We start from the raw sequence: 22,762 nt of genomic DNA on the forward strand, positions 1-22,762 counted from the left end.
CCCCCCCCCCCGCGCGGGCCCCCGCCCCGCCCGGCCCACCAGCGGTTCGGCGCCCGCGCCCCGGCCATGGCGCGGCCCGGATCGAGATCGCCCGACTGGCCCAGGCCGGCGCCAAACGGCGCCCCGGCGACCCCGGTCACGGCGTCGGCGTCGGGGAAGATGACCTCGCCGACCACCCCGTCGCCGTCGAGCTCCTTGTCCCGCAGCGCCACATCCCAGCCGCCGGCGATGCCTTCACCGTGCGCGGCGAACCATTCCTCGGCGAACTGCTCGTCGATGAAGCCGCCGGCCTGCGCCGCCGCGGTCTTCTCCGCCAGGTAGGCCTCGAAGTCCTCCCGGTATTCGGGGTCGACGTATTCGCGGTACCGCTCGGTCGGCAGCTCCGCGTGGGTGTCGGCGGAGATGATGAGATACGGGTTCACGGTGGGCCTTTCGCTACCAGGTGCGGATGGGATCGGGCTCGAACACGGTGCTGCGCGCGTCGGCGGGCACCGCCGCCAGCGGCTCGGCGACCTCGGCCACGGTCGGGCCGATGCGGGCGGTCAACGGGGCGAGCGCGTCGAGGTCAAAGCCGTACACCGCCGCCGCATTCCCGCCGACCATGGCCGCCACCTCGGCGGTCGGGACGCCGGCAAAGGTGTGGCGCAGCGCCTCCCGGGTGTAGGGCGCGGTCCCCTCGTAGTGCGGGTAATCGCTGCCCCACATGATGCGGTCCACGCCGATCCCGTCCCGCTCGGCGCACTCGACGGGACGCATGAAACTGGCACCGACGTAACACTGCCGGGCCCAGTACTGGCTGGGCTTGAGGGTCAGCGAGCCGGCGGTGGGCCCGGCGAAGCGGGCGATCGCCGAGTTCGGTCGGGCGTAGCGGGCGGCGGCGACGTCCAGCGAGTTCAGCGTCGCCGGTATCCACCCGGCGCCCTGTTCGGTGAACACCACGGTGAGGTCCGGGTGACGATCCAGCACCCCGGAAAAGATCAGGTGCCACAGCGCGCGGTGCGCCCACCAATGGGTCTCGTACACCCACACCGCGAACGAGCTGCCCCACCCGTCGGTCGGGGGCGGTCCGGCGTTGCCGCCGTGGTGGTTGACCACCACGCCCGCCTGCTCGCACGCCGCCCACAGCGGTGCCCAGTGCTCGGCGTAGAGCGGAGGGATGCCGGTACCGGGGGCGACTCCGGGCAACAGCACGCCGCCGCGCAACCCCAACTTGGCGATCTGTGCTACCTCGGCGAGTGCTGCGTCGAGGTCTGCGAGCAGGATCTGGCCCACGCCCGCGCGGCGCTCCGGCGAGGCGGAGCAGAAGTCGGCCAGCCAGCGGTTGTGCGCGCGCAGGCCGGCCCAGCGCAGCTCGAGCTCCCGTGCGGTCTCCGGCTCCGGGGCGGCCAGGCTTGCCTGCGGAAAGAACGGCGGCACGGTATTGGGGAAGATCACCTCCCCCGCAATGCCTTCGGCATCCAGGTCGGCGTTGCGCCGCTCACTGTTCCAGTTGCGCTCGGCGTCGGGTTCGGTGAGGTCGCCGAACGGGTTGACGTAGGTCTGTGCCCAGCCGTCGAATTCGTCGCGGTACCGCCGATCGAGGTAGTCGCGGTAATCGAGCAGATCCGCGCCGGCGTGGCAGTCGGCCGAAATAACCGTGTACCGGTCCATGCGACTATGCCCGCGCCGGCTCGGGCCGCGGGGCGGCGAGCAGCGCCACGTCGTCATAGCGCTGGTGCACATACGGCAGCAGCCACTCGGCCGGCACCCGCGCCGCGATCCGGCCCACCTGGACGGTGCGCCGACGACACCAGGTGATCGAGGTGATCTGGCGGATCACGATGTCGGCCACCGGATCCAGCGGCGACTCACCCAACTCGACGGTGCCGTCGATGGTCTCCAGCAGCTCGTAGTGCCGGTGGTATTCGCCGTACACCAGGTGCGGGTCGGTGATCCCGGCGCCGTCGGGGGCACGCAGGAACTTGAAGTAGAACTCGGTGTTCACCTGATCCGGCGGCAGCGGGGCCGTACCGGTCACCCGGCCGGTCACCCGGATGAGCTGATGCCCCAACCGGTCGACGCCTGCCGTGACGCTCTGGCCGTCGCGCTCCACCGCGATGTGCGCCAATTTCTTCGGCTCGCCGAAGGTTTCGCGGCCGCCGGTGACCGATTGCTCGGTGGACTGGGGCATGAACAGCGGATAGTCGCCGTGCAGATCGTCGTGCCGGGCGGTCACCGAGAACACCGCCGACGTAAACGTCGGCATACCCGCGATGCGGACCCGCTGCAGCTGGATGCGCACCAGGGGTTCGGCCGCCGGCTTTAGCGGCCTGGGCAGCACGGCGGCGACGATCTCGGGGTCGGTGAGGTAGCTGATGGTCACCGCCTCGGTGGCGATGGGTGCCTTGGTGGCGTCGATCTCGTGGTCGACCTGCGCCTCGGGTTGGCGAGGACCGTAGCGAACTGTGGTGGTGCTCAACGCATTCCTCCTTCGGCTGCTGGTTCAGCCTCGGCGTGTTGGCCGAGAACGTCGACCAGGTAGTCGGGTTCGCCGCGCGCGAGGATCGATGCCGCTTTGGCGCTCACCACCTGATCGGCCGGCGTGGGCGGGCCCATCATCCAGAACCGGTCCGCGGCGATTCCGTCCACGACCTGGTCGGCGACGCTTTCGAGCGGGGTGAACTCGACTCGTGCGCCGGCGGCCTCGAAGCGCTCCACAACCTTCGCCAGCGTCGGCTCGGGGGTGCGCCGCTGCTGGGTCGCGGCGTAGCGCGGCGGGCGGTGCCGCCACGACTCCCAGATGCCGGTGTTCAGAAAGCCACCCGGGAACAGCACATGCGCCCGCACCCGCGTCCCGGTCATCTGCAAGTGGGTGTAAAGGCTCTCGGTCAGGCAGAGCACCGCGGCCTTGGTCATCGGATAGACCGCGGTGGCCGGTCCACCCATGGCGCCCCGGGCGATGGGCGCGAACCCGCCGTTGCCCGAGCAGGTGTTGACCACGTGTCCGTCGCCCTGCTCGAGCAGGATCGGCACGAAGGCCTTGATGCCATGGATGACGCCCAGCACGTTGACGTCGATGCCCCAGCGCCAGTCGGCCAGGTCGTGTTCCCACATGTAGCCCTCGGAGACCCCGCCGGTGCCGGCGTTGTTGCACACCACGTGCACCGCGCCGAAACGCCGCAGCACCTCCGTGGCCAGCGCCTCGACCGAGGAGTAGTCGGTGACGTCGGTAACCACCCCGACGGCCTCAATGCCGTTGTCCGCCAACGCTCGGGTCGCCTCATCCAGGGGATCGGCCAGGACGTCGGCCAACACGACCTTCATGCCCTCGCCGCCGAAGCGCCGGCCGAGGGCTTGGCCGATACCCCCGGCTCCACCGGTGACGACCGCAACCTTGCCGCGCAGATCCTTCATTGTGGCAATCGTCACACGGTCGCACATCGCACCGCAACCAGTCGCATTGTGCGACCATTGCGGTTGTGGCGCCGCGTCCGTCCCCGCAGACCGAGCGGGTGGTGAACCTGTTTGAGCACCTGGCGGGTGTTGGGAGCCAAGGGTTGTCGTTGGCGGAAGTGTCGCGCCGGTTGAGCGTGCATAAGGCCAGCTGCCATTCGATGCTGGCCGAGCTGCTGCGGGCCGGCTGGCTGCTGCGCGACCCGGTGGCCAAGACCTACCACCTGGGTCCCGCCATGGTCCGCCTCGGCCGAGAGGCGGCGGGCCGCTATCCGGCCCTGGTGTTGGCCCGCCCGGCGATGGCCGAGCTGTCGGCGGCGACCGGCGCGCACTGTATTGCGTTCGCGGTCAGCGATGACTACTCCACCGTGGTCGATCAGATCCGCAGCCGGCACGGCGGCGGTGACCCAATGCCCATCGGCACCCAGTTCCCGCACCGCCCGCCGTATGGCGCGTCGATCCTTGCCTGGGCCGGGCCCGACGCCCGGGAGCAGTGGCTGTCCGCGCTGCCCGAGGACGTGCGCGATCGCTATCGCCGGGCGCTGGCCGCCGCCAAGCGGCGTGGCTACGCGGTCGGTCTGCACATCCTGCCCGATCTGCGTCTGCGGGAACTGGCGCTGATCGTGCGCAGTGCCGAGGTCCGGTCCACCCGGCTAAGCCAATTGGCGCAGGCGCTGACCGACGAACTGATCCACACCGAGGAGTGGTTCCCGACCAGCCTGGCCACTGACCGCAGCTACGAGGTGAGCCACATCGACTCGCCGATCCTGGACTCGGGATCCCGCATCGCCCTGATGCTCAGCCTGGTCCCCAGCACCGAGCCGCTGACCGGTGCGGCGGTCACCCGTCTGGGGACGCAGCTGTCTGCCGCGACGCGCCGACTCGGTGCCGCGTTGGCCGCGGAGTCGCCGGTAAGCCACGTGGCAGGGCCCCAGTAACAGGGCCGTTCGGTCGGCAGCACCTGGACAATTCGCTGACACATCCGGCAGAGCTGACCGAGCGGATCTGACGCAGGGCTACTACGGAATAGCGTCCTTACTCAGGGGATCAGGCTCAGCAGCAGGGTGGGCAGCTCGGCCAGCGTGGCGGTGAACGCCGGGTCGGCGGCCGCCGCGACAGCACCGGGATCCAGCACCCCCGCCAACCCGCCCAGCGACTCCATGAACAGATCCTTGGGGATGGTGTAGAAGAGCACATCCAGACTCGCGAGGAAGTTCGACAAGCTCGGATCGGCCGCTAGCGCCTGGGTCTGTTCGTGCACAATGGCGGTAAGTTGGACCAGATCCGGGGCGGTCCCGGGATTTGCGGGACTGAACTCAAAGGCGTTCAAGGCAAGCGACTGTCCCGTAACGGCGTCGGCCAGACCCAGGTAGACATTCTCCGCGGGATCGAGGAAGAGATTCGCCGGGGCGGTGAGGAAGTCGTTCAGGCCGGCGAGCACGTGGCCCGCGTCAAAAGCTGCCACGCCGGCGGACATGTCGCTCAGGCCATCGCTGAAATTTGTTTGCAGGGCAGCGGGGATCTCGCCCAGAACGCTGATCGGATCGACGGCCGCCGCGGCCGAGGTGAGCTGCACTGCGCGCTGCTGCAGGTCCGATGTCGTTGGGGCGGCCGGTGTGACGGCGATCAGGCCTGCGGCTGCAAGCGCGGCGCCAACGGTGGCGTAGGGGTTGCGACGAGCTAGTTGCACAGCTGCTCCTTAACGCTAAGGGTCACCTGTCGCCTGCCATGTCGGCCTGTCGACGAGCGCTCAAGTTACCTGAGACTCGGCTGAGGGACGACCATGAGAACCTTAAGTCCTGGTGAAAACCTGGCGGCGGGTCCTCATATGCGGAGATGGCGCACCGGGGTTGAACCCGCCCGGCGAGTGCAACACCATTAACAACAGCCTCATTGTTAACATCATGCGATGCAGGACTCCCCGGGGACTCACCGCCCTCGGCGATCACGCCCGGTTTCCCGGCGTGACGTACTGCGGTACGCATCCGCCGCGGCGCTGGCCGGGTTGGGTGCGGCGTCCGCCGGTGTCGGCGCGCCCTCGGCCTCGGCCGCCGCTCCCACGCTGATCGACTACGCCGCGCGCCAGATTCCGGCGCAGGACATCCGGGCCGCCGGCCATGCCGGGGTGATCAACTACGTGTCGATGTCGCGGCCCGGCTCGTCCTTCGGCGCCAAGCCGATCACCCGTCCCTACGCTCAGTCGCTGACCGCCGCCGGGCTGGTGATCGTCAGCAACTACCAATACGGCAAGCCGGGCGGGACGGCGCCGTCGGACTTCACGCGCGGGTATGCCGGCGGGGTCGCCGATGCGCGCACCGCCTGGCAGCTGCACACCGCGGCCGGCGGTGGCCACAGCGCACCGATCTTCTTCAGCGTCGACGACGACATCGACCGCCACACCTGGGAAACCGTGGCGCTGCAGTGGTTCCGCGGGATCAACTCCGTGCTGGGTGTGCAGCGCACCGGCGTCTACGGGGGCATCAACGTGTGCCAGTGGGCGGCCGCCGATGGTGTGATCGGGAACTCGGGCACGCCCGGCCACCGGTGGGCCTGGCAGACCCGGTCCTGGTCGCACGGTCAAGTCGACCCCGCCGCGGTGCTCTACCAGCGGGTGGTGAGCACCGCGTCGAATCCGGGCCCGGTGGTCGGCGGGCTCGAGGTCGACGTCAACGACGTCCTGGCCCAAGATTGCGGGCAGTGGAACCTGCATCCGTGAAGTCCTGAACCACTCGTTACGGATGCGCTCGCGCGAGCCGAGCCAAACTCCAGGTTGTGAGCTACGGCTACCAGGGGTTAAAACATCGGACCCCGAACGTCTTGAAGTGTTTGATATCTCGCGTCACGACGATCATGTCGGCAGACTCTGCGACCGCGGCTATAAGAGCGTCGTCCAACGGTGCACGCTCGGGAACCCGGTATGTGGCGAAGATCCGCGCCGCCGGCAAGTCGAAGGCCAGCACACGGCCAGCGAAGGCAGGCAGCACACGGTCCTCGAACCACCTGCGGAGAACCTGCCCTTGCGCCGGGTCCGATCGCTCCTTTGCCACCACACCCCGCTCGATCTCGGCGATTGTCATCGCCGAGACAAATTGATCGCCCACCGGCACGGATGCCGCCCACGCCTCGACCGACGGATTGCGGCCACGCACGCGCAGGGCAGACACCACGTTCGTGTCCAGGACGTATCTCACAGGTCAGGGGTGCGCCCCGCGAGGTTCAGCCGTTCCGGCTCGAACTCGATCTCGGAGCCTTCGTCGCTGCACAGCATGTCGACGATCGTGACGGCTGGTCGTTCAAGAGCGTCGCTGAGGATCGCTCGGGCCTCTGCTTCAACAGAACGGTGGTGCTGTTCGGCGCGTACGCGCAGCGCTGCCTTGGTCCCCGCGGGCAGGTTGCGGATCAGGATCTGTTCCGGTTCCACGGCACCTCCTCTGATATCGTCACGATGATATCAGAGGAGGACTTGGCATCGCGGCTCAGCGCTCGAGAGCCAAGCGGTTACTCGTCGCTGAAGTCGAGATTCACGGGTTCCGTCGCCTGCGGCGTGCCGGTCACGGGCACATCCGAGCCGACTTCTTCAAACCTAAGTCTGGAGATGTCGACGGACCCCGTTCCATTAAGCAACACCCCGAAAGCGATTGCGCTTGCCTCCTTGTCGACGTCGAGCACGATCGCTTCACCCGACCAATCCGTCGTGCCCTGGATCGGGCGGTCCTGCATATTGTCGAAGGCCAAGGGAGCACCCGCCTGGCGACTGTCGACCCGCAGCCAAAGGCCCGCCCACCCCTCAATATCGTTGCCCTTCAACACACCAGACAGCCGGACCCGGGTCCCGAGGTATTTCGTCGGGGCGATCGTCTGCATCATGGTGCCGAATCCTGCGGCCTTGTCGGTTACGGCTCGCAGACGCACCACGGCGTTGTCGTCGATGGTCTCCGCCGTGCGCTCGAACTCGTAGTCGGCGGGATTGCTGCCCGACATATGCCAACCCTTCACCGTGGTTCCCCCTTTGATCGTCGTTGAGCCGACTGCGTGACAACCGGATCGCGGCGTGTCGGCGTATTCATCGGCCGATGACCCTCCCAGCGGCCATGGCGTCCGTTCCCTACCTGGCTAGTCTAAGGCCGCCGAAACCATGGCCCCGCGCAAAATCTCACATAGTCCCAGGCGGACCGCTTCCGGCATGTAGCTGCCGAATCGAGCAGACGCTTACGCCGTTGGCTTGCACGACCCCATCGACTCTAATCTCACAGTGCGTACCGACCGGATTGGCCGACGCGTTCTTGTAAACCGCCACCATGTAGGCCCACTGAGTCGGGTCGTCCATAGTGGTCTCACGCGTCCAGACCTGGCCGGGAGCCAAAAACAAATTAGGATCGTTGCCGCGGGAAGGGCTTTGTTGATCGACCGGTTCATTAACTACGTAGCTGACACTGAACCCGTTCGGGGCCGGGCCATCCACCCACAGGGCATAGGTGACGGTGTGTGCGCCGGCGTTAGCGGCAGGGGCCGCGATTAGTCCCGCGGCGATTATGGCGGTGGCACCGATTGTCTTGACGTACCACATGATGCGATTTCCCTTTTGTTCTTTATGGTGCTGGTGGTGTCAGGTCGTCGAGAACGGCTTCGGCGATGGGTAGGACGACAATTGGAGCGACAGCATTAACAACGTCTTCGGCGAGTTGTTCGCCCGGGATGGGCTGCGTGAACACCAAGTCAGGTTCCACCCCTGGTTGTGCTAACGAATCTATGACGGCCGCGATGTTATGGGCTTGATCAAACGGGCCGACCGGGGAAATGATGGTGGCTCCGGTAACGGGATCGGTGGTGACAAACGGCAGTGCGTAGTTGAGGCCGGGGGCGTTGGGTAGGCCGTTGATTACGGGTAGTTCGCGTTGTAGGAGGGTGGCAAATTCGCCTTCGATGAAGTAGTGCTGGACTTGTCCGTCGGCGGCTTGATCGAAGGTTGCTTCGGGGTCCAGTCCGAGACTTTCCAGGTAGCCGGGCGAAAGCCCTTGGGCTTCAAAGGTGATGGCGGTGGCGCCGCTGTGGAGGGCTCCGGCGGCGGCTTCTCCACCGCCCATGGAATGTCCGGTGGCGGCGACGTTTCCGGCGCCGAAGTTGTTGAGCAGGCCGCTCATGATCTGGACGGCCATCTGGTATTGGGGTGGGTTGCCGCCGACTTCCTCGACAACCACCGCAGCGTCATCGAACAGGTTCTCGGCCCCAGCGAACCCACCCACATAGTGCCCGGCGCCGTCGGTGAACACGCCGACGTGCACGCCGGAGGCCACCGCCACGGGGTGTACATCCGGGTTGATCGCGCTGAGCTGTTCTACCTCCACCGAACTGAGCTGCGACCATCCTGCGGGCAGCGGATGGGCCGGATCGTAAACGTGTTGCACCAGCTGCGCCATGGTCAACGCATTGTTGGCGTTCGGCGTGGTGGGGTCGGGGGTGTTGGTGATCTGCCCCGACCATGAATCCGGTGGTGGTGGTGGCTTCGGTAGTCCTGGGCTGGCGGTCTGGGTGGCGTTTTGCTGTGCGGCTTGTTGGGTGACCTGGCCGGCAGCTTGGTCTGGGGCCGGATCTCCGGAGTCGGCGCCGCCTTCATAATCCGGCAACTGATTGGGCGTGTCCGGCGGCTGAGCACCGGAAGCATCCGGACCGTAGGGGCCTTGCCCGTTGTCGCCGTCTCCGCACCGATCACCACACGGGTCGGCCGCCGCCACCGCCATCCCGACAGACGATGTACCCGTGCCGGGTAGATACGAGGATAGGGTGGCCAGGCCGAATACGGTGGCCGAGAACGCGATCGCTAACAGCCCGGCCTGGGCAGTCACGGTGATCGGGGCCCGGGCGCGCCGTAGCTGTGTGATCCCGTTACCCAACACGGTGAACGCCCGCCAACAGCGCGGTCCTGTGCCCGTGACTGCGGACACCGTTGCGGTGAGCGGCTCGCCGCCATCGCGGCCAGCGTTGGTGGCGGTGTTACTCACGCCCTATTCCTCTTCCCCGAAGACAGCGTTTTCCCGAAGACATCGTATGTCCGCGGGATTGCCGTCATACCAGCTTTTGGCCCACCTACTGCGGTTTTCTGAGAGCCGTCAAATACCCACCCGGTGCCAGTTCGCGCTGCGCAGACTTTCGGGAGTCAGCGCTCACTGTCGCCAGCACGGAGCCGGGTAATAATGGCCGGGTGACCGGTCGCAACGCTCCCGCGATTCCCGTCATCGCCCTCACTGGTTATCTCGGTGCGGGTAAGACCACGCTGCTCAACCATGTCCTGCGTGCGCCGGGAGCGCGGATCGGCGTCGTGATCAACGACTTCGGCGAACTGAACGTCGACGCCGGCCTGGTCACGGGCCAGGTCGACGAACCGGTGTCGATCGCCGGTGGATGCATCTGCTGTCTGCCCGATGAGGGCGAGCTTGACGACGCGCTGGAGAAGCTGACCGACCCGAAGCTCGCCCTCGACGCGATCATCGTCGAGGCGAGCGGGGTAGCCGAACCGGTCGCGATATCGCGGGTGATTCGGTTCAGCGGGGTGGATCGGATACGCCACGGCGGTGTCATCGACGTCATCGACGCAGCGGAACACTTCAACACCGTCGACACCGGGCCCGCGCCGCCTTCGCGCTACGGCGCGGCATCCCTCGTCGTGGTCAACAAGTTGGATCGGATCGCCGAGGAGGCCCGCGCAGCTACCCTTCGCCGGGTCGAATCCCGGGTGCGCGCACTCAATCGCGACGCTCACGTCGTGGGCGCGGTGGCGGGTCGCGTGGATCCCCGGTTGCTCTACGATGTCAACGGCGGCGGCGAGTCTGGGCAGATGTCGTTTCGGGAACTGCTTCTCGACGAGCCCGCCGACGCGCACGATGGGCACCACGACCACGTGCATGCCACGTCGGTCACCGTCGTCGGCGACGGCGCCGTCGATCCCGGACCGCTCATCGACCTACTTGAACAGCCGCCCCATGGCGTCTACCGAATGAAGGGCACCGTCGCGATCGGCAAGCGCCACTACCTTTTTAATGTGGTCGGCACATCCGTTCACGTGGCGACCGCGCCCGCGGGCGCGGGGGCTAGCCACCTCGTCGCGATCGGCACGCACCTCGACACCGAGGACGTTCGCGCACGACTCGAGGAAGCTCTTCGCCCGGCTCCGAAGAAAGTGGCCGCCGCCGGCATGCGACGGTTGCAGCGGCTGCGGCACTACAGCATCTAACCCGCAGCCGGGCGACCAAGTGTTACTTCACACCGATGCGGGACCGATGAATTCGACGCCCGCGCGAATCGCGGGGCGATGCCGCAGGATTCGGAAATGTGCCAGCCGGCCGAGTCCTGACGTTGTCATCAAGCGTGCGCCTGGCCATGCCGCGACGATCTTCTCGCTCGTCGGGTAGGGCGTCTCCGGGTCGTCGGGGTCGTGGATGAGCAGCAGCGGCGGATAGTCGGTGCGCTCGGCAATCCGGACCATGTTGGTGTCCTCGAGCGGCATGCCGATACGACGTTCAAGACGTCGATGCAGACCGGCGCGTATCCGCCGGCCGAAGTTGTGACGCGCGGCGAAGAGATCCAGGTAGATCGGGAACTCACCCATCGGCGCGAGGAACACCAACCGCCCGACCGTGGTGCCCCACGACGCCGCGAATGCGGTCGCGTTAGCCCCGAGGGAGTGGGCGACAACTGCACGGGCCGGCCCGTGCGTGCGGATGATGGCGGCAACCGCTTTGGCGCACTCGATGGCGGTGGTACGGCCGGGGGCGAGTACGCCGGGCTCTGACTCGTTATGGCTGGGCAGATCGAACGCGATCACCCGATGTCCGGATTCGACGAGAGGTTTGATGAACATGCCGAGGTGCGGGCGGCGCCCGCCCCAGCCGTGCACAAGATAGACCGGCGGCCCCTCGCCCCAGGCCTCACCCACGATCCGGTGCCCGTCCCAGTGCGCCTCCAGCGGCTGGCCAGGCGGGACACCGGGCGGCATACGCAGGCTGGACTCCATGACCGGTGGGGTGCACCACAATTCAGTCGCCCACCGCGACCCGATCGCGGGTGCGACTCGCTCCAGTAACCAGAACATCCGACGCACCGAAGTGGCGACCGGCGGTTGAACACCGGAGCCCTCCACATCGAGAACGACCTGGCTTGGAGAACCGCCGCCGCCAGGAGTAGCTCGGTCTCGGCGAAGACGTCTTCGAGCGGGCGGTTGGTTCGTTGGGTCCGGCACATATCGAGGTTAGCGACATAGCCTGCAGCCATCCAGCTAGTACAGGTTCACGCCTTTGCGGGATGGTGAGATCGCGCTTCGCGGCTTGACGGCCGCTTTCGCCGTGCAGGCCGTTGCGGCGACCCGCCCCACGAACACTTCACCCCACGACCGTGGCCTTGCACCGTAATCGCGTATTGCGGCACAACCGCGGTGGCAGCGTAGCTACCTCAGAAAGTGGGTAACCATGCCCCTAGAGTCGAGATTCACGGGTTCAATTCTGCGGCCTGCCAGTCACGGGAACATCCGAGCCCACTTTTTCAAAACGAAGTTTTGAGATGTCGACAGACCCCGTTCCATCAAGCAGCACCCCAAAAGCGATGGCGCTCGCGTCCCGGCCGACATCGAGGACGATCTCTGCACTCGACCAGCCCGTCGAGCCCCGGACCGGGCGGTTATACATATTGTCGAAGGCCAGTGGAGCACCGCCGCGTTGACTGTCGACCCGCAGCCAGAGGCCCGCCCACCCGTTAATATCGTTGCCCTTCAACAAACCGGACATCCGCATGCGGGTGCCGAGAAACCTTGTCGGGGCCATCGTCTGCATCATCGTGCCGAATCCTGCCGGCTTGTCGTTGACAGCTCGCAGACGCAGGACAGCGTTGCCATCGACGGTCTCCGCCATCCGTTCAAACTCGTAGTCAGCGGGACTGCTGCCCGCCATAACCCAAGCGTCCGGTGGTGCTTCCGGTTCGGCGTGCGCGCTGCCGGGGCCGATGACGGCGACAAGCATGGCGGCGCCCAGTATCCCGACGGCAGTCCGGAGGCGGATAACCCCGGTCATTTTGGAACCCCCATCATCCTGGTGCTGGCGTCAGTTGGGTCTGGAATGATCAAGGCAGACCCGCCGAAAGGTCGGCAACAACACCGGAGCACCGCAATGCATAACGGAATTATATTGCCCACCTGAGGGCAGCGAGACACTCTTTTCAGGAGGCGGCGGACGGCAGTCGCAGTCCCCGACCCGGCGGCCAATGGCCGTCGAACTAGATGAGACCCGGAATCTCGCGGCAGCGCTGGTCGAGGATGGCAGTGGTCAACCAGCCCAGGCAGCCGGGGATTCGACGATTGAGTACCTTCCACGCCCATTGCGGCATACCGTCGGGTGCCGGGAAGCGGTCTTGCTCTGAGTTGATCTGACTGCGTCAGGACAGCCCGGCGTTGATCGCCCTACGCGTTCAGGACATTACGAAAGGCCGGCGCGTCGTAGCGGAGCACGGATCAAACCAACCCGACTCTAGAACCGGGTGGACTCAGTATCGGGACCGCGGGGAATCTCACTGACCCTGCGGGTGAGCGGCAGCATGAGGCCGAATCAGGATTGCTTTTGATGACCTCCATCGAACACCGTTCAGACAGCTACGCCCAAAGCCATTGCCGTCGCCGAACTGCTTGCACGTCTCCGTGTTGTCGTTGAGCGCGGCCATCATCGCTCGGCTCATGGTGCGGTAGTACTCGAGTTGGCTAGATCATCGTTCTTATTGTTATGGCGCGGATTTTTCGTCTTGGCCCCCGCTGGCTCTAGCCAGAGCGCTGATCAGATGCGCAACCCGCTGTTGGTCTGGCATCGGCCAATACAGCTGATCCGGCGCCAACAAGCAATTCAGGGCACCGCAAGCCGCGAGCTCTTCGAGCAGATCTTGCGGACTGGCGATATGTAGCCCAAACGGCCACAGTACTTTTCTGGTCCGCAAAACACCCTTGTCACGAGTCAAAAAGACATGAACTTTGGTTCTCACCGCGTCTGTGACGAGATCGCGATCATTGCCAGCAGGCACGCTAGACAACGCGCGATCAAGTTCTGACCGTGGCAAAATCAGCGTTTCACCCCGATCCTCGTCTTCGTCGCCGACGACCGCGATGGCGGCGCGGAACTCGCGCCACGCCGTCCGCCTTTGTAGACGTCGCTCCTCACTCAGGTTCCGCTTCTTTGAGTCATCAATGGTGCGCGCGAGAATATGAAAACGGATGTCACGCAATACCCAGAGAGTGACGATGATCTGGAGGGCCTCTAACTGTTCTCCGCGCTCACCGGGCACCAGATCTGGCAAGGACTCGCCCTCCCAAAGCCCATAACCATGCTCGAAGTAGTCGATAAGTAGGTTCGTATCCCAGGCGATGTGCAACGCACCGCAGCCCTTGCGCCCGAGAAAGAGGCTCGGCCCGTGCTCATATCTGAAGTAGGGCCCCTCCGAGGGCGCTAAACTGGTCGGAATATCGATGCCGCTTGCGCGGATGCGCCCGATGGTGTCGTTCACCAACGCGATGCCGTAGCGCTCGAGGCGCGCGAACTCATAGTCGCCCAGATACGCCACGGAACCATCGTCGCCGAAGAACATCGCGTACATGGCCTCACCCTCCCAGAGAGGTCCGACATCCGCAGGGACGCGGGTAGGACCGGAACACCTCACGCCGCAGCCCGCGGAGCGTACGAATGTGCGAACGACGTTCCGCGCTGCGCCGTTTCGTACGCGACGCGCAACTAGCTGTCAGCCGTCTTTCTTGTCGCCCGCTGGCTTCAGGCCTCCGCTAGTGCGCTTCCGCGGTCGCCGTGGTGGTGCCGGCGTCTCGCTGAACACCGCGGCGGGGTCGTCCCAACCCTCGATGAGGCCGGTTGTGTGGAGCAGCAGGTCGGCCAGCTCGCCTGTCCGCTCCGGCTCAGCGAGCGCCGTCCTTGCCAGATTCAGCAATTGCAACCCGCTCGCAAGGCAGTGGTTGCGCATCTCGGCATACCTACGCATCTGATCGGGGAATGTCGGCTGCGTCCGCTCGAGCGGTGGGTCGTTGAGGTAGGCGTTGATGATGAGGATCCCCTTGGACTCGCGCCCAGCCTCCAGGTCCTCAGCGACCCACTTTTCCAACTGGGCGCAGTGCGATTCAGCCGCGCTTTTCGTGACACCCTTCGTTTCGACCACAACGCTGGTGTCACCGCGGGAGCCGCGTAAGTCGGTTCTGCCAGGGACCGTTGGCTGCAGATCAAATCCGAGCTGGGTCAGGGCAGTGGCCGCAGCTACTTCGAATGGCGTCCCGGTGCCGGCGACGAGTAACTTCCATCGCTGATCGGTCTCCTGCTCGGAGTTGAGCGTGTCTAGTTCCGCCTGAAGCTTTGCGATGTCCGCTTGACGCTGCGCAATCTCTGGAGCACGGTCGACTTCGGTCTTAAAGCGGTATTCGTCTGCCCAGTCCGGCCACACGACCTCTTCGGAGCTTGTGAACGCGATCAACCAATCAAGGACCATCTTGTCGATCGTTTCAGCGTCGAGCTCATCGTTTGATGACGCGTCCGCCACCGCCTCCGCTGGTGCTGCGACGGCGTCGCCGGCCTCCGCGTCCTCGCTCTGCTCCTCCTCGTCGCCCTCATAGTCGTCCTCGTCCTCGTCGTCCTCGTCGGGTGTGCCCGTCAGCAGAATGGGCAACAGGATGATCGTGCCGCCCTTGTGATCTGTTTGTGCAGCAGCAAGTTTGTTGGTTCCACTGACCCGCAACAACGGTCGGAGGTGCTCCGCTTCGTCGAATACGGAGGCATAGCACCAGTAGTCCGAGGTCTGCCGGTAGAGAGGACCGATTGAACTGTGCGCCGGCTGCATTGCGTCGCCCAGTGCGGCCGCCCGCACCGGCCTCGTGGGCAACGCCTCCATGATGTTGAGTGGCTTGACGATGTTGGTGGTCTGGCGATTCCGGCCGGTTCCTGAGTGCGTGCGCTCGCCGGAGTCGATGTACACACGCAGATCGCCCGGCAGGAAGACCACGAGCGTGCGCCCAAGCTTTAGAAACTCGTCAAAGTTGTTCGTCCGACGAGCCAAGTCGCGTCGCAGCCGAGGGGACTGCTCTTCCGATAGGAGCGCCAAGCCGTTGTAGGACCCCGTGCCCCAGCCGCGCTTGAGATAAGGCTGCAAAGAACGGTGCGGGTCCCACAGGACCAAGTCATAGTCGTACAGCGAATGCGCCGAACCAAAACTCGCCTGCGCCGCATCGATAGCCATGTCGACATCGAGAAGTAGCACTCTCACCTTTGATCAGCCCTCCGTGTCCAAGCTGGTGTAGCCCGCACCGCGCGTCCCGCGTTGATCGCCGGCGAGCACCCACGCGTGGTGTTGATCGGCCCGCGCCACGATTTCAGCGCGCTCCCGCTGCTTAGCGTCCATCGCGTCAACCCCGGGTGTGCCGCCGCAGTCCATACGTGCGTACAAGGCGCGACGACGACAATGGCCAGGGTGTTCAGCCACCGAAGCCTGTCCAGGAGACCGGCCAGCAGCGGTACGCCAATCAGAGATCCCATGGCAGGAGCTTAGGAGCGGGCACCGACATCGCCAACGCCTAGTGCGCCATGTTCGTGAACCGCGACAAATGCAGCTGATGCGCCACCGTCACCGTCTTGGTCGGACCATTACGGTGTTTGGCCAGAATCAAATCCGCTTCGCCGCCGCGCGGGTCGTCGCGTTCGAATGCGTCGGGCCGGTGGAGCAAAACGACCATGTCCGCATCCTGTTCTAAACTGCCGCTCTCACGCAGGTCGGCCAGCATCGGTTTCTTATCGGTGCGCTGTTCGGGCCCCCGGTTGAGCTGGCTGAGCGCGACGACCGGAAGTTCCAGCTCTTTGGCCAACAGCTTAAGATGCCGGGAAAACTCCGACACCTCGATCTGGCGCGACTCGACTTTCTTGCCGGAGGTCATCAGCTGCAGGTAGTCGACCACGACCAGCCGTAAGTCGGCCTTCTGCTTCAGCCGGCGGGCCTTGGCGCGGATCTCCATCATGGTCAGGTTGGGTGAATCGTCGATATACAGTGGCGCTTCGCTGATTTCGCTCATGCGGCGCGCCAGCCGGGTCCAGTCGTCGTCGCTCATCCGGCCCGAGCGCATGTCGCCGAGCTTGATCTTGGCCTCGGCGCTCAGGAGCCGCATCACGATCTCGGACTTGCTCATCTCCAGCGAGAAGATGACGCTGGGCAGCCGGTGCTTGATCGAGCAGGACCGCATGAAGTCCAGTGCCAGCGTCGAGTTGTGGGTGGGCACCATGCCGGGGCCGGCCAGGTACAAGTGCTCGGGGTTGTCCACCTGCACGCAGCGCACCGGCACGGTGGGCATCCGGTGGACCGCCGCGATCTGCACCGCCGGAACCATCAGCGCAGCCCCACCACGCGAGCCGGTGTGCGGATTCGCCGCCCCGGCGGCGGCAATGCTGTCCATCCCGCTGCGCAGCTGCGCCGTGGTCCGCACACCCTCGCTGGTCGGCCACTGATGCGCCGCGTCGGCGACAATCGCGGTGCCGTCGGAGAATTCCACCTCGTAGCAGGGCCGACCCAGCATCACCTCGGTGGCGGCCACCACCCGCGTCGGCTGCCCGTCGGCAGCCAACAACTCGTCGCCGACGGCGACGTCACCCATCGTGGTCCAGCCGGCCGGGGTGGGCAGCGGCGTGTCCAGCGCGAGCGCCTTCCCCATACCCGGGCGGGCCGCGATGATGACCATCTGCCCCGGATGCAGCCCGTTGGTCACCTCGTCGAGGTCGGTGAAGCCGGTCGGCACCCCGCGCGCGATGCCGCCGTGCGACGCGATGGCGTCGATCTCGTCCATGGTGGGCTGCAGCAGGTCCTCCAGCGGGACGAAGTCCTCGGAGAGCCGCCGGTCGGCGACGTCGTAGATCTCGGCCTGCGCGCGGTCGACGATCTCGGCGACGTCGGCGCCTTCCGCGCCGGCGTAGCCGTACTGCACCACCCGGGTGCCGGCCTCCACCAGCCGCCGCAGCAGCGCCTTCTCGGCGACGATGCCGGCGTAGTAGCCGGCGTTGGCCGCCGTCGGCACCGTGGAGATCAGCGTGTGCAGATACGGTGCCCCGCCGATGCGGCGCAGCAGGCCGCGCCGGTCCAGTTCGGCGGCCACCGTCACCGCGTCGGCGGGCTCCCCGCGCCCGTACAGATCCAGGATCGCGTCGTAGACGTTCTGGTGGGCGGGGCGGTAGAAGTCGCCGGGCCGCACCCGCTCGAGGACGTCGGCGATGGCGTCCTTGGACAGCAGCATGCCGCCCAGCACCGACTGCTCGGCGGCGAGATCCTGGGGCGGCTGGCGGCCGACGTCTTCCCGGGGTGGCTCCTCGAGGCCGGAGTGCCCCAGGTCGTCGACGACTGCCATTTACCCCCGCCTCCCTTCGGCACCGCGCTCGAATGCCCACCCGACATCGGTACCCGGACCGTAGATCAGGGCACTGACATCGCCCGCCGTCATGGCACTCGCCCGGCTCCTCGTCGCGTCGCTCCCGACCGGCGTTCTCGCCGAATCGATGACGCTCACCCGACCATCGCCATGCGCCGGGTCGACGGTAGATGTTGCTGGCGCAGACACCAAGCGGCCTTGTTCATGAAGTTGTGCATCGCGTGTGGATAGCCGTCGCCGGCCGTGTTGAGGCGGTGGGGAAAACCTGTGGATCATTGGCTGACAGTTCCGCATCTGTGCTGCTAAGCGCACCACACGAACACGTCCGAGCTGTGGATGGCAATCCGTTCGGCGTGTCGAGCCGGGTTGCCATCTCGGGCGTGTTGTGTGACCGCCGGGTTGGCAGCGTGTTAACGGCCGGTTAGATTCGCTGACCGGTCCGGTGGTTGAGGAGTTCGCTGGCGCACACAGCAACGCCCCGGTGGCGGCCGGTTAGGGCGCCACCGGGGTAGCTGGTGGTGTGGGGTCTAGCCCTGCGCGACGACGTCCACGTCGAGCGCGACGTTGACATCGGGATGCAGATGCACCGCGACCTGGTGCGTACCGAGCGCTTTGATGTGCGCTTTGGGCAGCCGCACGATGCGCTTGTCCAGGCTCGGGCCGCCGGCCTTCTTGATCGCGCCGACGACGTCGCCGGCGCCGACCGAGCCGAACAGCTTGCCCGAGTCCGGTGCCGTCTTCACCGGCAGCGAAATCGTGCCCAACGCCTCGATCGCCGTTTTGAGTTCGTTGGCGTGCTCTAAATCGCGCACGGTCTTCGCATCCCGGGCGCGACGGATGTCGTCGGCCTGCTTTTGTGCGCCGCGGCTGGCGACGATGGCCAGGCCGCGCGGCAGCAGGAAGTTGCGTCCGTAGCCGTCCTTGACTTCGACGGTGTCGCCGGCGGCACCGAGGTGCTCGACCTCGGCGGTCAGAATCAGTTTCATCGTTCTACGTTCCTAATGTTCTGTGGTGCCGGGGGCGACTACCGGGCCGAGGAGGTGAAGGGCAGCAGGGCCACCTCGCGGGCGTTCTTCACCGCCAGCGCGATGTCGCGTTGGTGCTGCACGCAGTTGCCGGTGACCCGCCGGGCCCGGATCTTGCCGCGTTCGCTGATGTAGGTGCGCAGCAGCGCGGTGTCCTTGTAGTCGATCTTCTGGCTCTTGTTGGAGCAGAACGCACACTTGCGCGTCTTGACCGGCTTCTCCGGAGCTGGGCGCCGCTTGTTGGATTTGGCCATCTGTGTATCTCTTTCGTGCTGTGGTTTTGGTGGGGCGCGCCGTGTCGCGCGCCGGGGTATCAGAAGGGGGGTTCGTCGTCGCCGGCGCCGAACGAGCCGGACGCGGGGGCGCTGCCCCAGGGGTCCTCACCGGTGCCGCCGCTGGCCGCGGCCGGGGCTTGGGTTTGCCCGCCGCCGCCACCGAAGCCGCCGCCTCCGCCGCCGCTGCGGCTGATCCGGTTGACCTTGGCGGTGGCGTACCGCAGCGAGGGCCCGACCTCATCGACCTCGACCTCAAAGACGGTGCGCTTCTCCCCCTCGCGGGTTTCGAAGGACCGCTGCTTGAGCCGGCCGGTCACGATCACTCGCATGCCGCGGGTGAGGCTTTCGGCGACGTTCTCGGCGGCCTCCCGCCAGATGTTGCACCGCAGGAACAGCGCCTCGCCGTCCTTCCATTCCCCGCTTTGCCGGTCAAACGTCCGGGGCGTCGAGGCGACCGTGAAGTTCGCGACGGCGGCGCCGGACGGGATGAACCGCAGCTCGGGGTCGGCGGTCAGGTTTCCGACAACGGTGATGGTGGTGTCACCAGCCACAAGGTCCTCCTGGGATCGGCGGGATGCTTTGCGCGAGCCTACGCAACCGGCCCGACACGCGGCAGTCGTTCACCGACTCGTAGTCGACTAGTGCTTGTCGGTCCGCATCACCTTGGTGCGCAACACCGACTCGTTCAGGCTGAGCTGACGGTCCAGCTCGGACACCGTCGCCGGCTCGGCCTTCACGTCGACGACGGCGTAGATGCCCTCGGCGTGCTTGGCGATCTCGTACGCCAGTCGGCGCCGGCCCCAGATGTCGACCTTCTCCACGGTCCCGCCGTCGTTGCGGATGACGTTCAGGAACGTCTCCAGGGACGGGGCAACGGTGCGCTCGTCAAGGGTGGGGTCAAGGATGACCATGATTTCGTATGGACGCATGGGAACCTCATCACCTCCTATGGTCGTCTACGGCCACGGTGTGTTCCGTGGCAGGAGGGTCGCCTGCGTCGGCAACCCGCTTAGGGTACCGGATGCGGGCCTGGCCAGCGAAATCGTGTCGCCCGTGGCGGTTGTTAGGCTCAGGCTTCAATGAGCATTCGGGTATCACTGTGGCCGTGGTGGGCGCGTTTCCTGGTGCTGGCCTGCCTGTGTGCGGCCGGATTGAGCCTGCTCGCGGCGTTTGGATCGGTGGGCGGTTCCTGGTCACAGGCCGCGCCCGGCATTGGGCTGGTGAGCCTCGCGGTGGGCGCGGTGGGCGCCGCGGCTAGTCAGCGGAGTCACCGCGCCTACACCGAGGCCGTCGACGGCGTCAGCGCCGCCGACCGGTCGGCGGCGCTGACGGCGATCCTGCGTGGCCCCCTGCCGACCACGCCGGCGGTGCGGGCGGCCACCACTCGGGTGGGCAAGGTCTACCTCGACACCGCGGAGCGGTCCTGGTCGATGATCGTCGTCACCGCGCCGATCCTGGTCTTGCTGTTCGCGGTGGTGGCCGTAGCCGAGGTGCAAGCCGGTGAGCCCACCGCCGCCGCCCCCTACGGTGTGCTGGCCCTGCTGATCGCCGCGGGCACCGCCTGGAGCTGGTACATGCCGCGGCAGGTGCGGCGTCGCCTCGACCTGCTGTTGTGACGTCATCGAGTCTGCGCTGAGGGCACCGAGACTGAGGTGGCGGCGCCCAGCCTGCGCTGAGGGGATCGAGTCTGCAGCCATGGCCTCGAGTCTGCGGTCAGGGCATCGAGTCTGCGCTGAGGGGATCGAGTCTGCGGTCAGGGCACCGAGCCTGCGCTGAGGGCATCGAGCCTGAATCCTTGGCGCCGAGTCTGCGGTGAGGACGTATTTGCACGGGAATTCACGGCGTGGGCGCAGGCTCGGCGCCATGACTACAGGCTCGATGCCGTGAGCGCAGGCTCGGCGCCGTAGCCGCAGGCTCGACGCCCCCAACCGCAGGCTCGACGCCCCAACACCGGGACGCCCGGCGCTCAGTGACCGCTCGGCTGCCCGGCCGCGGCGTACTCGGGTGCGGCGGCGGGCTCGGCGGCCTCGACCACCCTGCGCGCCGACACCGGCCGCAGCCAACCCGGCAACCAGCCAGGGGGTCGGTCCGGCGCCCAGTCGAACACCCCGCCGGACGGGTCGTCGACCCGGCCGCGCCACCGCACCAGATCCTCGGCGGGCCGGTAGATCTGCCGGATCACCAGCACGCACAGCCCCAGCACCGCGATGTCGCGCACCAGCACGGTGGCGGTGAACCATTGTTCGGGGAGCCCGCGGTTGGGCACGCTGTACAGGAAATACATCCGCGGCACCCACACCAGCGCGTCGATCGTCATCCACGCCAACAGGATCCGGCGGTGCGGCAGCGCCAGCACCGCCAGCGGGACCAGCCACAGTGAGAACTGCGGGCTCCACACCTTGTTGGTCAGCAGGAACGCCGCCACCACCAAAAACGCCAGCTGCGCCAGCCGCGGTCGCTGCGGGGCGGTCAGCGCGATATACCCGATCCCTAAGCAACACAGCAGGAACGCCACCATCACCACGGTGTTGAGGATCACCGGCGGCTGCCAAAAGCCCAGCCCGGGATCGAAACCGCGCCACCCGGTGAACGACTTGACCACGTTGAACAGCGAATCCATGTCGTCGCCGCGGCGCGTGTTGAGCCGGAAGAATTCCGACCAGCCGCGCGGAAACAGCAGCAGCACCGGCAGATTCACCACCAGCCAGGTCAACACGGTGACGGCGGCGGTGCGCGCCACCGGGCGCAACCGCCCGGTGCGCAGCCCCAGCACCAGCACCGGGCCTAAGAACAGCACCGGGTACAGCTTGGCGGCGGCGCCCAAACCGATCAGCACCCCGGCCAGCGCCGGTTTGCGGCGCGCCCACGCCAGCAGCCCGCCGACCGCGAACGCGGTGGCCAGCGCGTCAAAGTTGGTGAAGATCTGAAAGATCAGCAGCGGCGAGGCGGCCACCAGCGCCGCATCCCACACTCGGCGCCCCGCCAGCCCGGCGGTCGCCCACACGGTCGCCAGCCACGCCAACGCCAGCCCGAGCGCGACGATGTCGAAGAACACCACCACCTCGGCGACGACCGGGATCGCGACCAGCTTGCTGAGCACGGTGTAGGTCTTGGCCAACGCCATCGCCACGTACTGGTAGACGCCGGTCAGCACCGGATACTCCATGTACCGCACCGCGGTCTGCCCGTCGTAGCGAATTTGGGGCGCGCCCGCGCCATCGGTTTCGATCCAGCTGGACTTGTACGGAAACTTGCCCTGGCTCAACAGCTCCGCGCCGTACAGCGGCACCGTGTCGGAGTAGCACAGCTCGTAGTAGGCCCGCTCGTGATCCCAGTTGGCGACCCGCTGATCGCCGGTCCCGGTCCCGGTGCTCTGCAGACACGGCGCCTTGGTCGCCCAGCCCAACGCCAAGAACACCAACGCGATCACGAACATCACCCGCAGCGGGGTGAACAACCCGGCGCGCCCGATCAGCGCGTGCCGGCCCACCGGCCCGCCCACCACCCCACCGCCGAAGGTGCGCTGGTCGACGAAGCTCAGCGTGGTGCCGTCGTCGAGCAGCGCGGCGATGCGCAGGTGGTTGGCGTTGGGGACGGGCCCCAGCAGC

At 66.5% G+C, this 22,762-nt stretch carries 23 protein-coding genes and 1 pseudogene; 4 read left to right on the plus strand and 20 right to left on the minus strand.

Annotated features, from left to right (window positions below):
• The 4 genes and pseudogenes from BKN37_RS14970 to BKN37_RS14985 form a co-directional block, all read right to left on the minus strand.
• Positions 1 to 422, minus strand: a pseudogene (locus BKN37_RS14970) (amidohydrolase family protein); the annotation flags it as partial.
• 13 nt (positions 423 to 435) lie between these two features.
• The gene (locus BKN37_RS14975) at positions 436 to 1,650 is read right to left on the minus strand and encodes an amidohydrolase family protein (RefSeq protein WP_071027188.1); all 1,215 of its coding nucleotides are present in this window, start codon (positions 1,648 to 1,650) and stop codon (positions 436 to 438) included.
• A gap of 4 nt (positions 1,651 to 1,654) precedes the next feature.
• Positions 1,655 to 2,458: an acetoacetate decarboxylase family protein gene (locus BKN37_RS14980; RefSeq protein ID WP_071027190.1), complete on the minus strand. Its 804-nt coding sequence runs from the start codon at positions 2,456 to 2,458 to the stop codon at positions 1,655 to 1,657.
• The gene (locus tag BKN37_RS14985; RefSeq protein ID WP_071027193.1) at positions 2,455 to 3,393 is read right to left on the minus strand and encodes an SDR family NAD(P)-dependent oxidoreductase; all 939 of its coding nucleotides are present in this window, start codon (positions 3,391 to 3,393) and stop codon (positions 2,455 to 2,457) included. The genes BKN37_RS14980 and BKN37_RS14985 overlap by 4 nt, the downstream gene beginning before the upstream one ends.
• Positions 3,394 to 3,458: 65 nt before the next feature.
• On the opposite strand from BKN37_RS14985, the gene BKN37_RS14990 reads away from it, so the two are divergent.
• On the plus strand, positions 3,459 to 4,370 hold the full coding sequence (locus BKN37_RS14990) for an IclR family transcriptional regulator (RefSeq protein WP_071027195.1): 912 nt from the start codon (positions 3,459 to 3,461) through the stop codon (positions 4,368 to 4,370).
• A 101-nt stretch (positions 4,371 to 4,471) separates the two neighbouring features.
• Here BKN37_RS14990 and BKN37_RS14995 read toward each other — a convergent pair whose 3' ends face one another.
• Entirely contained in the window at positions 4,472 to 5,122 is a 651-nt protein-coding gene (locus BKN37_RS14995; RefSeq protein WP_131823613.1) for a hypothetical protein, read from the minus strand.
• A gap of 219 nt (positions 5,123 to 5,341) precedes the next feature.
• On the opposite strand from BKN37_RS14995, the gene BKN37_RS15000 reads away from it, so the two are divergent.
• The gene (locus BKN37_RS15000; RefSeq protein WP_071027199.1) at positions 5,342 to 6,148 is read left to right on the plus strand and encodes a DUF1906 domain-containing protein; all 807 of its coding nucleotides are present in this window, start codon (positions 5,342 to 5,344) and stop codon (positions 6,146 to 6,148) included.
• Between the two features lie 67 nt (positions 6,149 to 6,215).
• Here the strand turns inward: BKN37_RS15000 and BKN37_RS15005 are convergent, their stop codons facing one another.
• From BKN37_RS15005 to BKN37_RS15020, 5 genes are all read right to left on the minus strand, one after another.
• Positions 6,216 to 6,623 carry a type II toxin-antitoxin system VapC family toxin gene (locus tag BKN37_RS15005; protein WP_071027201.1) on the minus strand — a complete coding sequence of 136 codons (408 nt, stop codon included), beginning with the start codon at positions 6,621 to 6,623 and terminating at the stop codon, positions 6,216 to 6,218.
• On the minus strand, positions 6,620 to 6,835 hold the full coding sequence (locus BKN37_RS15010) for a FitA-like ribbon-helix-helix domain-containing protein (RefSeq protein WP_071027232.1): 216 nt from the start codon (positions 6,833 to 6,835) through the stop codon (positions 6,620 to 6,622). The genes BKN37_RS15005 and BKN37_RS15010 overlap by 4 nt, the downstream gene beginning before the upstream one ends.
• A gap of 95 nt (positions 6,836 to 6,930) precedes the next feature.
• A complete protein-coding gene (locus BKN37_RS15015; protein WP_071027203.1) occupies positions 6,931 to 7,413 on the minus strand; it encodes a hypothetical protein in 483 nt (160 codons plus the stop codon).
• A gap of 172 nt (positions 7,414 to 7,585) precedes the next feature.
• A complete protein-coding gene (locus BKN37_RS27820) occupies positions 7,586 to 7,999 on the minus strand; it encodes a hypothetical protein (RefSeq protein WP_083341807.1) in 414 nt (137 codons plus the stop codon).
• Between the two features lie 22 nt (positions 8,000 to 8,021).
• Entirely contained in the window at positions 8,022 to 9,431 is a 1,410-nt protein-coding gene (locus tag BKN37_RS15020; protein WP_105369117.1) for a Tle-like phospholipase domain-containing protein, read from the minus strand.
• A 200-nt stretch (positions 9,432 to 9,631) separates the two neighbouring features.
• Between BKN37_RS15020 and BKN37_RS15025 the strand changes: the two genes are divergently transcribed.
• Entirely contained in the window at positions 9,632 to 10,660 is a 1,029-nt protein-coding gene (locus tag BKN37_RS15025; protein ID WP_071027207.1) for a CobW family GTP-binding protein, read from the plus strand.
• Positions 10,661 to 10,687: 27 nt separating this feature from the next.
• Here the strand turns inward: BKN37_RS15025 and BKN37_RS15030 are convergent, their stop codons facing one another.
• From BKN37_RS15030 to rpsF, 9 genes are all read right to left on the minus strand, one after another.
• Positions 10,688 to 11,566 carry an alpha/beta fold hydrolase gene (locus tag BKN37_RS15030; protein WP_071027208.1) on the minus strand — a complete coding sequence of 293 codons (879 nt, stop codon included), beginning with the start codon at positions 11,564 to 11,566 and terminating at the stop codon, positions 10,688 to 10,690.
• 352 nt (positions 11,567 to 11,918) lie between these two features.
• Complete coding sequence (locus tag BKN37_RS15035; protein ID WP_071027211.1) at positions 11,919 to 12,488, minus strand: hypothetical protein; 570 nt, start codon at positions 12,486 to 12,488, stop codon at positions 11,919 to 11,921.
• Between the two features lie 700 nt (positions 12,489 to 13,188).
• Positions 13,189 to 14,052, minus strand: a complete 864-nt coding sequence (locus tag BKN37_RS15040) for a hypothetical protein (protein WP_071027213.1) — start codon at positions 14,050 to 14,052, stop codon at positions 13,189 to 13,191.
• A gap of 141 nt (positions 14,053 to 14,193) precedes the next feature.
• A complete protein-coding gene (locus BKN37_RS15045; protein WP_105369118.1) occupies positions 14,194 to 15,687 on the minus strand; it encodes a hypothetical protein in 1,494 nt (497 codons plus the stop codon).
• 334 nt (positions 15,688 to 16,021) lie between these two features.
• Positions 16,022 to 17,833 (minus strand): replicative DNA helicase, encoded by a 1,812-nt coding sequence (gene dnaB / locus BKN37_RS15050; protein ID WP_071027218.1) that lies wholly within the window; start codon positions 17,831 to 17,833, stop codon positions 16,022 to 16,024.
• Positions 17,834 to 18,381: 548 nt separating this feature from the next.
• On the minus strand, positions 18,382 to 18,840 hold the full coding sequence (gene rplI / locus BKN37_RS15055; RefSeq protein ID WP_071027220.1) for a 50S ribosomal protein L9: 459 nt from the start codon (positions 18,838 to 18,840) through the stop codon (positions 18,382 to 18,384).
• Between the two features lie 38 nt (positions 18,841 to 18,878).
• On the minus strand, positions 18,879 to 19,133 hold the full coding sequence (rpsR, locus tag BKN37_RS15060; protein WP_071027223.1) for a 30S ribosomal protein S18: 255 nt from the start codon (positions 19,131 to 19,133) through the stop codon (positions 18,879 to 18,881).
• Between the two features lie 59 nt (positions 19,134 to 19,192).
• Positions 19,193 to 19,705 carry a single-stranded DNA-binding protein gene (locus tag BKN37_RS15065; protein WP_071027226.1) on the minus strand — a complete coding sequence of 171 codons (513 nt, stop codon included), beginning with the start codon at positions 19,703 to 19,705 and terminating at the stop codon, positions 19,193 to 19,195.
• Between the two features lie 87 nt (positions 19,706 to 19,792).
• A complete protein-coding gene (rpsF, locus tag BKN37_RS15070) occupies positions 19,793 to 20,083 on the minus strand; it encodes a 30S ribosomal protein S6 (protein ID WP_071027228.1) in 291 nt (96 codons plus the stop codon).
• A 150-nt stretch (positions 20,084 to 20,233) separates the two neighbouring features.
• Between rpsF and BKN37_RS15075 the strand changes: the two genes are divergently transcribed.
• Complete coding sequence (locus tag BKN37_RS15075) at positions 20,234 to 20,770, plus strand: hypothetical protein (RefSeq protein WP_071027230.1); 537 nt, start codon at positions 20,234 to 20,236, stop codon at positions 20,768 to 20,770.
• Between the two features lie 350 nt (positions 20,771 to 21,120).
• Here the strand turns inward: BKN37_RS15075 and BKN37_RS15080 are convergent, their stop codons facing one another.
• On the minus strand, positions 21,121 to 22,761 hold the full coding sequence (locus tag BKN37_RS15080) for a glycosyltransferase family 87 protein (protein ID WP_083341808.1): 1,641 nt from the start codon (positions 22,759 to 22,761) through the stop codon (positions 21,121 to 21,123).
• Position 22,762: the final 1 nt, after the last annotated feature.

Source organism: Mycobacterium talmoniae, from assembly GCF_001854525.1.
Taxonomy (GTDB): domain Bacteria; phylum Actinomycetota; class Actinomycetes; order Mycobacteriales; family Mycobacteriaceae; genus Mycobacterium; species Mycobacterium talmoniae.

What these genes read in the sequence shown, in the direction of transcription:
- BKN37_RS14975 (WP_071027188.1), bottom strand. Translation starts at nt 1,650, where the DNA reads ATGGACCGGTACACGGTTATTTCGGCCGACTGCCACGCCGGCGCGGAT.
- BKN37_RS14985 (WP_071027193.1), bottom strand. Translation starts at nt 3,393, where the DNA reads ATGAAGGATCTGCGCGGCAAGGTTGCGGTCGTCACCGGTGGAGCCGGG.
- BKN37_RS15000 (WP_071027199.1), top strand. Translation starts at nt 5,342, where the DNA reads ATGCAGGACTCCCCGGGGACTCACCGCCCTCGGCGATCACGCCCGGTT.
- BKN37_RS15015 (WP_071027203.1), bottom strand. Translation starts at nt 7,413, where the DNA reads ATGTCGGGCAGCAATCCCGCCGACTACGAGTTCGAGCGCACGGCGGAG.
- BKN37_RS27820 (WP_083341807.1), bottom strand. Translation starts at nt 7,999, where the DNA reads ATGTGGTACGTCAAGACAATCGGTGCCACCGCCATAATCGCCGCGGGA.
- BKN37_RS15035 (WP_071027211.1), bottom strand. Translation starts at nt 12,488, where the DNA reads ATGACCGGGGTTATCCGCCTCCGGACTGCCGTCGGGATACTGGGCGCC.
- BKN37_RS15040 (WP_071027213.1), bottom strand. Translation starts at nt 14,052, where the DNA reads ATGTACGCGATGTTCTTCGGCGACGATGGTTCCGTGGCGTATCTGGGC.
- BKN37_RS15045 (WP_105369118.1), bottom strand. Translation starts at nt 15,687, where the DNA reads ATGGCTATCGATGCGGCGCAGGCGAGTTTTGGTTCGGCGCATTCGCTG.
- dnaB (WP_071027218.1), bottom strand. Translation starts at nt 17,833, where the DNA reads ATGGCAGTCGTCGACGACCTGGGGCACTCCGGCCTCGAGGAGCCACCC.
- rplI (WP_071027220.1), bottom strand. Translation starts at nt 18,840, where the DNA reads ATGAAACTGATTCTGACCGCCGAGGTCGAGCACCTCGGTGCCGCCGGC.
- rpsR (WP_071027223.1), bottom strand. Translation starts at nt 19,133, where the DNA reads ATGGCCAAATCCAACAAGCGGCGCCCAGCTCCGGAGAAGCCGGTCAAG.
- rpsF (WP_071027228.1), bottom strand. Translation starts at nt 20,083, where the DNA reads ATGCGTCCATACGAAATCATGGTCATCCTTGACCCCACCCTTGACGAG.
- BKN37_RS15075 (WP_071027230.1), top strand. Translation starts at nt 20,234, where the DNA reads ATGAGCATTCGGGTATCACTGTGGCCGTGGTGGGCGCGTTTCCTGGTG.